Here is an 11,898-nt window from a genome sequence, read left to right as displayed (position 1 = left end):
GGTCCGGTCGGTGGCGGGTCGCACGGCGCGCGGTCGCCCCGGGCTCCACGGCAGAGGAGGTGTCGACGATGGTCGGGCGCAAGCAGTTCGACCCGGACGTCGCCCTGGACGCCGCCACCCGGTTGTTCTGGGAACGGAGCTACTCCGCTGCCAGCATCACCGACCTGGTCGCGGCCACGGGTCTGAGCCGCGGGAGCCTGTACGCGACGTTCGGCGACAAGCAGGCGCTGTTCCTCGCCTGCCTGCAGCGCTACGTGGAACGCGTCGGTGAGGCGTCCCGCACGGCGGTGGCCGTCCCGTCCGACGACGTCCGGGTCCAGGTGATGGCCGGCTTCGATGCCGTCCTGGACCGGATGGCCGACCCGACACGGCCCGCGGGCTGCCTGCTGGCGCAGACCGCCGCCGAGTCCAGCGCGTTGGACCCGCGCGTGCAGGCGGCGGTCCAGCGCATCCTGGACGACGAGGTGGAGCAGATGTCCCGCGTGCTCCAGCCGCACGCGCATCGGGCCGACGTCGACGTGCGCTCGCTGGCCCGGTTCCTGGTCGGCACCGCGCAGGCCCTGGCGGTGCTGCACCGGGCGGGCACGCCGGTGGGTGAGCTCCGGGAGACCGCCGCGCACGCACTGCGGGCGCTGGACGTCCTGCGGCCCTGACGAGCCGGGACCCACAGCGCTCGGACCGGGCACCGCGCGACCGCGGCTGCCCGGCGCCCGGCCGGCCGCGCCGGCTCAGGTGACCGGCAGCGTCGCCAGCCGCGCGGCCAGGTCCGCGTTGCGACGCAGGAACGGTGCCCACCCGTCCGGCGCACCGGTGTCGGGCGTCGCCCGGGAGCAGGTCTCCTGCTCCCAGGCACGCAGCCGCCCGCCCCGGAACCGGAGTCGGACCAGGACACCGTCGGACCAGGCGGTCACGTCCCGGGCGGCGTCCGCACCGGGCACGGTGACGCGCTGCGGCGCGACCACCCAGGCCAGCGCCTCGATCTCCTGCTGGAGCCGGGCGGCGGCCTCGTAGGCCTGCCCCTCGGCGGCGGCGTCGCGCCGGGCGGTGAGTGCGGCCAGCGCGGTGGCGACCGCCGTCGGCTCGCGGTCCAGCACGGCCGCCACGGCGTCCGCGAGCTGGGCGACGGGGGTGACCCGCCCGCCGCGCACCCGGGCCAGCTCCCGTTCAGCGGCGGTGCGGGCCGGGCCGGCGTGGCCGATCGGGTACAGCCGCCCCAGCCCGGAGACGGCGAGCTGCACCTTCGTGGCTCCCAGGTAGGGCCCGAACAGCCGCACCCCCGGTGCCGGCCGCCGTGCCGGGGCGAGCCCGAACAGCGGCGCCTCGGGGCAGGCGTCCAGCCGGATGCAGACCGGCACCTCCGCGCCGCCGACGACGCGGTTCCACGGCGGCAGCCCCCGCTCGAGCAGGTTGCGCTCGGCCCAGGCCGCCTCGTGCGCGGAGTCGCAGACCAGTGCCTCGATCCGGGCGACGCGGGGCACCATCCGGCGCAGGTGGCGCCGGTCGCGCAGGTCGCCCCAGTAGGAGCTGACCCGGCGGCGCAGCTCCCCGGCCCGCCCGATGTACAGCACGCCCCCGCCGGCGTCCCGGAAGCGGTACACGCCCGGGGCCACCGGCAGTGCGGCCACGGCGTCGGGTCGGGTGGGCACGCCCCCATGATGGGTCCGGGCGCGGCGCCGGTGACGGCGCCGCGCCCCACGTCCCCCGCCGGTCACGCCCGTGACCGGCGGGACCGGCTCAGGCGGTCTGCGCCGCCCGGCGCGGGAGCACCCAGCCCGGCCGCACGAAGTGGCAGGTGTAGCCGTACGGGATCTTCTGCAGGTAGTCCTGGTGCTCCTCCTCGGCCTTCCAGAAGGGGCCGGCGGGCTCGACCTCGGTGACGACCTTGCCCGGCCAGATGCCGGAGGCGTCGACGTCGGCGATGGTGTCCAGGGCGACCCGCTGCTGCTCGTCGGTCGTGTAGTAGATCGCCGAGCGGTAGCTGCGGCCCACGTCGTTGCCCTGCCGGTCCTTCGTGGACGGGTCGTGGATCTGGAAGAAGAACTCCAGCAGCTCGCGGTAGGAGATGACCTCGGGGTCGAAGACGATCTCCACCGCCTCGGCGTGGTCGCCGTGGTTGCGGTAGGTGGCGTTGGGCGTGTCGCCCCCGGAGTAGCCGACCCGGGTCGAGACGACGCCGGGGCGCTTGCGCAGCAGGTCCTGCGCGCCCCAGAAGCAGCCGCCGGCGAGGATCGCGGTCTCAGTGGTCACGGATGTGCCTCCCTCTGTGTCGAGCACGTCGGGTGAACGCCGGGAGCCGCTCAGCTGTTTCCGCCCGGGCGGTCGTCGAACAGCGCGATGCCGGCGGCGGTGTTCGACGCGGGCACGAAGTAGTCGGCGTGCACGCGGGTCACCTCGGCGTCCAGTGCCCCGCGCATCACCAGCCACATGATCATCTCGATGCCCTCGGAGCCGGCCTGCCGGACCAGCTCGTCGCGGGAGAGTGCCGCGTGCTGTGCCGGGTCGGTCTCGATCGTCTGCATCCACCACGCGTCGAACTCGGGGTTGACGACCTCGGCCATGGCGCACCACGTGGGTGACGCGTCGGTGAGCCTGCGTTGGCCCGGCGCTGCGACGACCTGGTGCACCGGGTGACGACGCTGTACCCCGATCAGTTCGTCGGCGTGGCGCAGCTGCCGCAGTCGCCCGACGCGGGGCTGGAGTCCTCGTTCGCCGAGCTGCGCCGCTGTGTCGAGGAGCTCGGGTTCGTCGGGTGCGACCTCGATCCCGATCCCAGCGGCGGCTCCTGGAGCGCCCCGCCGCTGACCGACCGCAGCTGGTCCCCGTTCTACGAGACGATGGTCGCCCTCGACGTGCCGGCCATGGTGCTCGTGTCGGCGTCGGCCACGAAGGCGTTCCACGCCACCGGCGCCTACCACCTCAGCGCGGACACGACCGCGTTCGTGCAGCTGGTGCAGGGCGACCTGTTCGGCGACCTGTGCGGGCTGCGGCTGGTCATCCCGCACAGTGGCGGCGCGGTGCCCGACCACTGGGGCCGCTACCGCGGGCTGGCCGACATGCTCGGCCGCTCGTCGGTGGCGGCTGACCGGGGCACGGGCGGCGGGACCACCGGCAGCCCGCCCCGGGACAGGGCGACCAGCACGTCACCGCGCTGCCGATCGCGGCCCCGGCCACGCCGCCGAGGGCGGAGAGCAGCACCGCCTCGGCGAGGCACTGCGCCGCCACGTGACCGGGTGGCGCCCAGCTCGGCTCGCGCGTACGGCACGCCCACCATGCCACGCTCAGGTCGGCGCCCGGGACGCACCGCCGGCGACGAGGACGCGTCTTGACCTTGACACCGTGTCAGGGTCTTCGATCGGCGGTGGAGGTGATCGCCATGACCGACCAGGACGACGTGCCGACGTCGCGCCGCCTGACCACCCTGCTCGGCGACCCCGACCCGTCGGTGCGCCTGCGGGCAGCGCTCGCAGCCGGGACACGGCCGGCGAGCGAGCAGGTCGACGTGCTGGTGCGCCGTTGCGCGGTGGAGCCGGAGTTCGCGGTTCGGGACATGCTGACCTGGGCGCTGACCCGGCACGACCCGCAGGTGACCGTCGACCGGCTCCTGGCCGAGCTCGGCTCACCGGTGCCGCAGGCGCGCAGCCAGGCGTTGCACACCTTGTCGAAGACCGGTGACCCGCGCGCATGGCCGGCGCTCACGACCGGGCTCCTGCAGGACGCCGACGACGAGGTGGCCCGCGCAGCCTGGCGCACCGCCGTGGCCCTCGTGCCCGCGTCCGGCGCCGCCGCGCTCGCGGACACCCTCGTGACGCAGCTCGGCCGGGGGGGTCGCGACACCCGGCTGAGCCTGAGCCGTGCGCTCGTCGCCCTCGGCGGAGCGGCGAAGATCGCGCTGCGGCGGGCGTCGGAGGACCCCGACGAGGAGGTCAGCGCGCACGCCCGCGCCACGGTGCGGCTGGCGCTGGACCCCGAGGACGGGCGCGACGCGGCGGTGGCCGAGGCGACCAGGGTCCTCGCGCTGCGCGGGGCTCCGCTGGTCGACGGCTGACCCCGTGCGCATCGGGGAGGTGGCGGCGCGCTCGGGGATCAGCACCCGCATGCTCCGGTACTACGACTCTGTCGGGCTGGTGTCGCCCTCGGGTCGTACCAGCGCTGGGTACCGGCAGTACCGCGACGATGACCTGCGCCGGTTGTTCCACGTCGAGGCCCTGCGCGCGCTCGGTCTGACGCTGCAGGAGGTCGCGACGGCGCTCGAGCACCCCTCCTTCAGCGCGGCGGACACCATCGAGGCGGTGGCTGCCCGGATCCGGGAGCGGCTGGCCAAGGACGAGGAGTTGCTGCGCGGGCTGGCCCAGGTCCGGGCGAGCGGCCCGGTGGTCTGGTCGGACGTGCTGCAGGCCATCGGGCTGGTGCGCGGCCTGGGCGCCAGCAGCCCGTCGGCCCGGCAGCGCACCGTGCTCTCCCTCCGAGAGCAGCGCCGTGGGCACGCCGCCCTCCTGGCGCAGGCTGCCGTCGAGGAGGCGGACCCCCACGTCGGCGGCGCCCTCCGCTGGGCGCTGGCCAGGTCCGGGGACGACGGCCTGCAGGTGCTCGTCGAGGCGCTGCGCTCGCCCGCGCCCGAGCCGCGGCGGCGGGCGGTCGAGGCACTGACGAAGATCGGCACGCCCGCCGCGGTCGCCGCTCTGGCCGCTGCGGTCGGGCACCCCGACCCACACGTCAGCGGCCGCGCCGCACTGGTCTGCGGCGCCCACGGCGACCTGACCGCCGTCCCGCGGCTCGTCGCCCTCGTCGTCGAGGGCCGTGACGACGTGGAGGCTGCGACCGTCCTCGGGCGACTTGCTGCCCGGCACGACCGGGTGGACACGATCACGGCCGCACTCGGCACGGCGCTGGAGGACGCCGACGACGCGGCGCGACGCCGGGTGGCCGCCGCCCTGGCGGACCTGCCCGGGCCGTCCGCGGCGGTGGCCCTGGCCGGGCTCGCGACCGACCCCGACCCGGCGGTGGCCCTCACCGCCACGGCGGTCCTCCGCGGGTGGGCCGGTCGCGGGGACCGGGCCGGCGGTGTGCCGTCGACCGGGAGCTGAGCTCACCGGCGTGCCCGGCCCGCGGCGGCCGGGTCAGCAGGCCCGGGACGAGAACGGTCGCATCGGCGCGCCGCCGTCACCAGGGCACGACCGTCACCAGGGCACGACGCCGTCGTCCTCGAAGAAGCCGCCGGTGGGCCCGCCGTCGGGCAGGGTGGCGAGGCGGACGGCGGTCGCGGCGCCCTGCTGCGGGGTGCGGTGACCGCGGAAGCCGTTGAGGTCGGTGGCGACGAAGCCGGGGCACGCGCAGTTGACCAGGACGTCCGTGCCGGCCAGCTCCTTCACGTACTGCAGGGTGACCGCGTTGAGGAAGGTCTTGGAGGGCGAGTAGGCCACCGAGACCGGGCCGGTGGTCGTCTCGCCGCCGGGTCCGGACTGGCGGGTCAGGGAACCGACGCCGCTGGACATGTTGACGATCCGCGGCGAGGCCGACCGCTGCAGCAGCGGCAGCATGGCGTTGGTGACCCGGATGACGCCCAGGACGTTGGTCTCCACGACCGTGCGGATCACGTCGAGGTCTGCGGTGGTCGGCTGCTGCTGCGCATCGCCGGTGATGGCGGCGTTGTTCACCAGCGCGTCCAGGTGCCCGGACCGCTCGGCGACCAGCTCGGCGGCGGCGGCCACGCTGCGGTCGTCGGTGACGTCCAGCGGGACGCCGAAGGCGTCGACGCCGGCGTCCCGCAGCCGGGTGACGGCCGCCTCCCGCCGGGCGTCGTCCCGCGCGCCGACCCCGACGGCGTAGCCCAACGCCCCCAGACCTGCCGCGATCTCGTAGCCGATGCCCTTGTTCGCCCCGGTGACCAGGGCGGTTCTCGTGTCGCTCATGGAGTCGAGCCTGCGCGCCGACCAGCGGCCCGTCCACGACCAGGTGTGTCCTGGCCGATACCGCACGGGTATCGGTCGGAGTCCTACCATGGGTCGTGGACACCCGGGAGCTGCGGTACTTCGTCGCCGTCGCCGATGAGCTGCACTTCGGCCGGGCGGCGCAGCGGCTCGGCATCGCGCAGCCGCCGCTGTCGCGGGCCGTCAGCCAGTTGGAGCGACGCCTGGGTGTCGTGCTGCTGAACCGCACCAGCAGGGCGGTGACCCTCACCGACGCCGGTGCCGTGCTGCTGCACGAGGGCCGGATGGCGCTGGACGCGATGGAGGCCGCCGAACAGCGCACCCGCCGCGCGGCCGCCGCCTCGGCCGGCGACGGGGGCATCGTGCTCGCGATCAAGGCCGGGGCGTCCGCGGAACTTCTGGCGAAGCTGCTGCACGCCCACGCGGCCGAGCCCGGCGCCGTGCCGGTCGACGTCCTGCTGTGCGGCCCCGCGCAGCAGGGACCTCTCTTGCGCACCGGCAGCGCCGACGTCGCCGTCCTCCACCTGCCCTTCGACGACACCACCGGCCTGGACACCGACGAGCTGGTCACCGAGGGTCAGGTCGTGGTCCTCCCGTCAGGCCACCCGCTGGCCGCCCACCGGGCGCTGCGTCTCGGCGACCTGGCGGACGTCCCCGGGCTGCCGCACCCGCGCTGGCCACGGCCCGACGGCTCCTACCCGGACGGTCCCGGCCCCGAGGTGCGCGACCACACGCAGCTGCTGCAGCTGATCTCCCTGGGGCGGACCCTGTTCGTCGCGCCGGACTCCGTCCGGGCGCAGCTGCGCGACGACGTCGTCGCGGTGCCGGTCGTGGACGCCCCGCTCGTCACCACCGTCATCGCCTGGCCCCCGCACAGCCGCTCCCTCGCGGTGGCCGCACTCGTCCGGACGGCGCTCCGGCTGTGACCCGCGCCTACCTCCGCGTCGGCGGGGGTAGGCGGCCCGGCATGTCCGACTTCGAGATCACCGCCCTCGTCCTGGCCGAGCACGAGGTCTTCCGGCGGGAGTTCGCCGCGCTCGACGACCTCACCGGTCAGGAGCTCGCCGCCGCCTGGTCGGCGCTGCACGCCCGGCTCGAGGTGCACGCCGTCGCCGAGGAGCAGCTGTTCTACCCACTGCTGGCCCAGGAGGCCGACGGCGAGCAGGAGACGGCCGAGGGCGTGCACGACCACAACGAGATCCGGCACGCCGCGGCCGCCGTCGACGAGCAGGAGGTCGGCAGCGAGGCGTGGTGGGAGGCGGTGCGGGCCGTCCGGCAGGTCAACGCCGACCACATGGCCGAGGAGGAGACGGACTTCTTCCCCCCGTTCAAGGAGTCGGTCGACGACGAGCAGCGCGAGGCCCTGGGCATGCGCTGGCTGCAGTTCCATGACGAGCACGAGCAGGCCCACGGGCTGTCCGGTGCGGACGCCGAGGTGGCCGAGGTGGTCGCCACCGAGGTGCCCGAGGGCGACCCCACCGTGTGATCGCCTGCGGGACCGCCGGCACGGACGGCTCAGATCGCGACGGCGGTCCCGCAGATGCCGCAGACCTCCAGCTCCTGGCGCTTCCACCGGGCCAGCGGCACGAAGAACACGCTGAACTGCCGGTACTGCCGCACCCGCCCCCACGTGGTGGTGTTCGAGCAGCGCGGGCAGGTGCGGGTGGCGCCGGGGCCGAGGTCGCGCTGCTTGGTGCCGAAGCTGAAGAAGAAGAACACCGGGTCAGCGTAGGCAGCCGGCCCGGCCTCGGCCGGGTGGAGAGCTCAGTGCCCGGCCACGACCGGGTCCGCGTCGACGTCCACCAGCAGCCACGGCCGGACGACGCTCACCAGCACCGCCACCGCCAGCAGCATGCTCACCAGCACGACCGCGCCCATGGCGACGGCGTCGTTGCCCAGCAGCCCGACCAGCGGGGACACCGCCGCCCCGACCCCGAACTGCACCGCGCCGAGCAGCGCCGCCGCGGAGCCGGCCGAGTCGCCGTGGTCGGCGAGGGCCAGTGCGGGGGCGTTGGGCAGCGCCAGGCCGGCCGCGAAGAGCACCGCCCACAGCGGCAGCACCACGCCCCAGATGCCGCCGGCGCCGGTCAGCGCGAGCAGCAGCAGGACCGCCCCGGCGACCGTGCCGGCCACCGTGCCGGTGACCAGGATCCCGGCGGGCGACCAGCGGCGCAGCAGCACCGGGTTCAGCTGGGTGGCGCCGATCAGCCACACCGCGCCGGCGCCGAACAGCAGCCCGAACTCCTGCTCGTCCAGCCCGTACTGGCGCTGGTACACGAACGACGCCCCGGACACGTAGGTGAACAGCGCCGCCATGGTCAGCCCCGCGACCACGATCAGCCCGACGTAGGTGCGGTCGCCGAACAGCCCGCCGTAGGTGCGCAGGGTGCCCACCACGCCACCGGACCGGCGCCGCTCCGCCGGCAGTGTCTCCTTCAGGCCGAACAGACCGAGCAGCATCACGAGCAGGCCGTACACCGCCAGCACGGCGAAGACCCCGCGCCAGGAGGTGAACCGCAGGACCTCTCCGCCCAGGGTGGGCGCGAGCACCGGCGCGACGCCCATGACCAGGAAGAGCCGGGACAGCATGGTCGCCCCGGCCCGGCCCTCGAACAGGTCCCGGACGATCGCCAGCGCCACCACGCTCGTGGCCGCGGTGCCCACGCCCTGCAGCACCCGGAGCACACCGAGGGTGCCGATGTCCGGTGCGACGAGCACCAGTGCCGAGGCCACCACGTGCAGCGCGGTGCCGGCCAGCAGCGGCCCGCGGCGGCCGACCGCGTCCGACAGCGGCCCGATCACCAGCTGGCCCAGCGCCAGGCCCAGCAGCGTGCCGGTCAGCGTCAGCTGCACGGTGGCCGACGTCGTCCCCAGGTCGTCGCGCAGCGCGGGCAGCGCCGGGAGGTACATGTCGATGGTCAGCGGCCCGAGCGCCACGAACGCGCCCAGCACCAGTGCCAGGCGGGCCATCGGCGGTGGGCGGAGGGCGTCGGCGGGGCGCGGCGGGGGAGCGGTCGTGCGGGTGCGCGCGGAGAGCGTCACGGGGTCCCTCAGGGTCGGAGCGTCGTCGGAGGTCCTCGTCGACCTCCCAGGGCAAGCCGCCGGGCAGCCCGGACATTCCTGCCGGGCGTCCGGCTGTGCTCCGGGACTGCCGATGCAAGACGGCGTGAGCACTGCCGCCCGACGAGGGGCCGACCGGCGCCGGGGCGGGGTGCCGGGGGTGCTCCTCGACGGCGGCGCGCGGTCGGCGGGCCCGGTGACCCGGCAGCCGGGACTGGACGACGTGCTCGACGCCCTCGACGAGGTGCTGCCGCTGTCCTCGGCGCTGGCCACCACGCTGCTGCTCGTCGGGCTCGGTCGCCGGCGGCAGCACCCCGCACCCGTCCTGGCGCGGGCCACCGCCGTGGTCCTGGACTCGTTCCGGCACGACGACTGGCTGGGCCGGCCGTCCGCGGAGCAGGTCGTCGCCGTCCTCAACGGCACGGCGGACGACGCGCAGAGCGTCGCCGCCCGCGTGCTCGACCGGGTCGACGCCGCCGGCTGTGGCCTGCGCGTGGTGGTCGGCGTCGTCGAGCTGCGCGCCGACCTGACCGCCCAGGAGGCGCTGGACCACGCCGCCGACGCCGTCACGGTCGCCCGGGTCCTGCGGACGCGACGGGTCGTGCACCACCGCCTGCCACGCGGCGCCCCCGCCGAACCGCCCGCCGGCCGGCGGACGGCAGGGGCGCCCCGGCCGGCCGGCCTGGACGTGCTGCTGCCGCCGGCCGCCGTCCCGGCCCCGCGCCGCCCGGCCCGGTCCGCACCGGCCCGGGTCACCCCGGCGCCGGGGTGACCCGGGCGGCGGTCGGCGTCCTCAGGCGGGGAGCAGGCTGCCGACCGGCTCGTCGCCGTGGGGCAGCAGCAAGCTGCTCGGGGCCGCGCCCGGGTGCTCGGTGAGGCCCTGCCCGGCGACGCGGGTGAGCGTCACCCGGTCGATCTCGGTGAACGGCGTGCCCGACCCGGGCAGCGCGTCGGCCAGCGTCCGCAGGGTCATCGTCGTGGTGCCCCCGCGGCGGGCCGGGACGACGTCGACGGCCAGGAACGCGTAGTCGTCGTAGCGCACCTGCGACCAGTCGATCTGCTCGGGCACCTTCGTCCCGGCGCCGAAGCCGCCGGTCGTCGTCGTCCCGTCGGTGGACCAGACGTAGCTGTTGACCACCGTGCCGGTGTTGTTCTCCAGCGTGTTCGGGCCGCCCAGCGGGCGGTAGCCGCGGTAGCGCTGACCTTCCGCCAGTGCCTGCGGGCCGGACGGCGTGACGCCGGGCGGCGGCGGGGCGGCGGCCGAGGGGGCGGGCCGGAACTGGTAGCGGGGGCGCCCGCCGGAACCCACGGTCACGTAGATCGTGCCGTCCGTGGCCGGGCTGACCGTCGCGCCGTCCGGGGCGTCCCGGGTCTTCCGGCCGTCGCGGATCGGGTCGGTGCGCTCGAAGACGTGGTTGTGGCCCTGCACCACCAGGTCGACCTGGTACCGGCTGGTCAGCGGGTCGAGCACGGCGCGCACGCCGCCGTCGGAGGCGTGCTGGTTGGTCGTGGAGTAGGCGCAGTGGTGCAGGAACAGCACGATGAAGTCGATCGTCCTGGTGCTCCGCCAGGAGCGCAGGGTGCGCTCCAGGTACTGCTGCTGGGCGCCGGCCGAGTAGCCGGTGTTCGTCTGGATCTCCGCGGACAGGTCGTTGGCGTCGACCGAGATCACGCCCACGTTGCCGTAGGTGAAGTCGTACACCGACGGGCAGCCGCGCGGGCCGTTGCCAGGCAGGTCGAGCCGGGCGAGGTGGCCGCCGTACCCGTGCGTGTCCGAGCCGCCCAGGGCCTGCGTGTTGCCGTACAGCGGCTCCATGTCGTGGTTGCCGGTGGCGAACATCCAGGGCGTCGAGGCTGCCTGGGACTCGATCTGGCGGAGGAAGACGTCCCAGACGTAGGGGTTGTAGTTGTTCTTCCCGGGGGGCGCCGACCCGGTCAGCGCCAGGGTGTCGTCGGCGGGCAGCCCGGTGCCGCTGGGGTCGGCGTAGCAGATGTCGCCGGCGAGCAGCGTGAACACCGGCCGCTGGGTGCCCATCAGGTTCGTCTGGGTCACGGCGGGCGTGCGGTCGGTGCCGGCCTGCCCGGCGACCGGGTCGGTGGCGTTGTAGTAGTTGTTGTCGAAGACCCCGCCGGGCCAGGTGCCGCCGGCCGCGGTGACCACCGCGGGGTCCGCGCCGAAGGCGTAGCCGGGGTCGGTGGGTGCGGCGTTGGTGCCGACGTCGGCGAAGGCGGTGAAGGTGAACGGCGCCAGCTCGCCGGTCCGGCCGCCGACCACCTGCGGCTCGGTGGTGAACGACGCGTCGCCGGTGACCGTGCCGTCGGACAGCCGGATCCGGTAGTGGTAGCTGCAGCCGGCGCGCAGGTGGTCCATCACCGCCTTGACGTAGAACTGGCTGCCCACCGGCCCGCCCGGGATGGCGTACTGGCCGACCAGGTGCACGATGTCGGCCGGCACCCGGGTGCCGTAGCTGCCGGGCGCGGAGCCCACGTCGACCCAGGCCCGCAGGTCCCGCGGGAGGCTGCCGGTCTTGCTGACCACCTGGGCGCTGACCGCCATCGACCGACGGGACGACGCGGCCAGCGTCGGCACGAAGGACAGGTGCCGGCCCGAGACGGCCAGGCCGGCTGAGCCCGGCGTCCCGCCGCCGGTGGCCATGGCGCGGGACGCCAGGCCGAACTGGGCGAGCAGGATGCCGCCGGCCCCGGCGGTGACCGCCTTGAGCGCGTCCCGGCGGCTGATCCGGGAGCGGGCGAGCAGCCCGGCGTTCCACTCGGTGTACTCGTCGACGGTGCGGGGGCCTCGGCGGATCGGCGACATGCCCGCAGTGTCGTTGCTTCGTGCATCCACTTCTGTGGCAGGCGGGGGAACGCGGGGTGAACACCGGCTGGGAGGTGCCTGGCAGGGCGGCTC

At 75.3% G+C, this 11,898-nt stretch carries 14 protein-coding genes; 7 read left to right on the top strand and 7 right to left on the bottom strand.

Annotated features, from left to right (window positions below; all coding sequences use genetic code 11):
- Positions 1-68 precede the first annotated feature (68 nt).
- Entirely contained in the window at positions 69-653 is a 585-nt protein-coding gene (locus G1H19_RS09885; protein WP_152727649.1) for a TetR/AcrR family transcriptional regulator, read from the top strand.
- Positions 654-728: 75 nt separating this feature from the next.
- On the opposite strand, the gene G1H19_RS09880 is transcribed toward G1H19_RS09885, so the two are convergent.
- From G1H19_RS09880 to G1H19_RS22585, 3 genes are all read right to left on the bottom strand, one after another.
- A complete protein-coding gene (locus G1H19_RS09880; protein ID WP_152727650.1) occupies positions 729-1,646 on the bottom strand; it encodes a hypothetical protein in 918 nt (305 codons plus the stop codon).
- Positions 1,647-1,734: 88 nt separating this feature from the next.
- The gene (msrA, locus tag G1H19_RS09875; RefSeq protein WP_162392247.1) at positions 1,735-2,247 is read right to left on the bottom strand and encodes a peptide-methionine (S)-S-oxide reductase MsrA; all 513 of its coding nucleotides are present in this window, start codon (positions 2,245-2,247) and stop codon (positions 1,735-1,737) included.
- Positions 2,248-2,297: 50 nt separating this feature from the next.
- Positions 2,298-2,558: a DODA-type extradiol aromatic ring-opening family dioxygenase gene (locus G1H19_RS22585; RefSeq protein ID WP_202925738.1), complete on the bottom strand. Its 261-nt coding sequence runs from the start codon at positions 2,556-2,558 to the stop codon at positions 2,298-2,300.
- A gap of 69 nt (positions 2,559-2,627) precedes the next feature.
- Here G1H19_RS22585 and G1H19_RS23130 point away from each other — a divergent pair, with 69 nt between their 5' ends.
- Genes G1H19_RS23130 through G1H19_RS09860 form a run of 3 tightly spaced genes read left to right on the top strand, consistent with a single transcriptional unit; the run spans position 2,628 to position 5,084 of the window.
- Positions 2,628-3,326, top strand: coding sequence for an amidohydrolase family protein (locus G1H19_RS23130; protein WP_235927879.1), 699 nt, complete (start codon positions 2,628-2,630; stop codon positions 3,324-3,326).
- 47 nt (positions 3,327-3,373) lie between these two features.
- On the top strand, positions 3,374-4,045 hold the full coding sequence (locus G1H19_RS09865; protein WP_152727651.1) for a HEAT repeat domain-containing protein: 672 nt from the start codon (positions 3,374-3,376) through the stop codon (positions 4,043-4,045).
- 4 nt (positions 4,046-4,049) lie between these two features.
- A complete protein-coding gene (locus G1H19_RS09860; protein ID WP_162392246.1) occupies positions 4,050-5,084 on the top strand; it encodes a HEAT repeat domain-containing protein in 1,035 nt (344 codons plus the stop codon).
- A gap of 93 nt (positions 5,085-5,177) precedes the next feature.
- On the opposite strand, the gene G1H19_RS09855 is transcribed toward G1H19_RS09860, so the two are convergent.
- On the bottom strand, positions 5,178-5,909 hold the full coding sequence (locus G1H19_RS09855; protein ID WP_152727652.1) for an SDR family oxidoreductase: 732 nt from the start codon (positions 5,907-5,909) through the stop codon (positions 5,178-5,180).
- A 95-nt stretch (positions 5,910-6,004) separates the two neighbouring features.
- Here G1H19_RS09855 and G1H19_RS09850 point away from each other — a divergent pair, with 95 nt between their 5' ends.
- Both G1H19_RS09850 and G1H19_RS09845 read left to right on the top strand, forming a co-directional pair.
- Positions 6,005-6,853: a LysR family transcriptional regulator gene (locus G1H19_RS09850; protein ID WP_162392245.1), complete on the top strand. Its 849-nt coding sequence runs from the start codon at positions 6,005-6,007 to the stop codon at positions 6,851-6,853.
- Between the two features lie 41 nt (positions 6,854-6,894).
- The gene (locus tag G1H19_RS09845) at positions 6,895-7,413 is read left to right on the top strand and encodes a hemerythrin domain-containing protein (protein WP_152727654.1); all 519 of its coding nucleotides are present in this window, start codon (positions 6,895-6,897) and stop codon (positions 7,411-7,413) included.
- 29 nt (positions 7,414-7,442) lie between these two features.
- On the opposite strand, the gene G1H19_RS24490 is transcribed toward G1H19_RS09845, so the two are convergent.
- Positions 7,443-7,646: a zinc-ribbon domain-containing protein gene (locus G1H19_RS24490; protein ID WP_162392244.1), complete on the bottom strand. Its 204-nt coding sequence runs from the start codon at positions 7,644-7,646 to the stop codon at positions 7,443-7,445.
- A 45-nt stretch (positions 7,647-7,691) separates the two neighbouring features.
- Positions 7,692-8,969, bottom strand: a complete 1,278-nt coding sequence (locus G1H19_RS09835) for a multidrug effflux MFS transporter (RefSeq protein WP_235927878.1) — start codon at positions 8,967-8,969, stop codon at positions 7,692-7,694.
- A 124-nt stretch (positions 8,970-9,093) separates the two neighbouring features.
- On the opposite strand from G1H19_RS09835, the gene G1H19_RS09830 reads away from it, so the two are divergent.
- Positions 9,094-9,759 carry a hypothetical protein gene (locus G1H19_RS09830; protein WP_152727655.1) on the top strand — a complete coding sequence of 222 codons (666 nt, stop codon included), beginning with the start codon at positions 9,094-9,096 and terminating at the stop codon, positions 9,757-9,759.
- A 21-nt stretch (positions 9,760-9,780) separates the two neighbouring features.
- On the opposite strand, the gene G1H19_RS09825 is transcribed toward G1H19_RS09830, so the two are convergent.
- Complete coding sequence (locus tag G1H19_RS09825; protein WP_152727656.1) at positions 9,781-11,805, bottom strand: purple acid phosphatase family protein; 2,025 nt, start codon at positions 11,803-11,805, stop codon at positions 9,781-9,783.
- Positions 11,806-11,898 lie beyond the last annotated feature (93 nt).

The organism is Goekera deserti, assembly GCF_010685995.1.
Classification (GTDB): Bacteria; Actinomycetota; Actinomycetes; order Mycobacteriales; family Geodermatophilaceae; genus Goekera; species Goekera deserti.
Note: the sequence above shows the minus strand (reverse complement) of the source record. Positions and strands in the feature narration are given on the sequence as shown.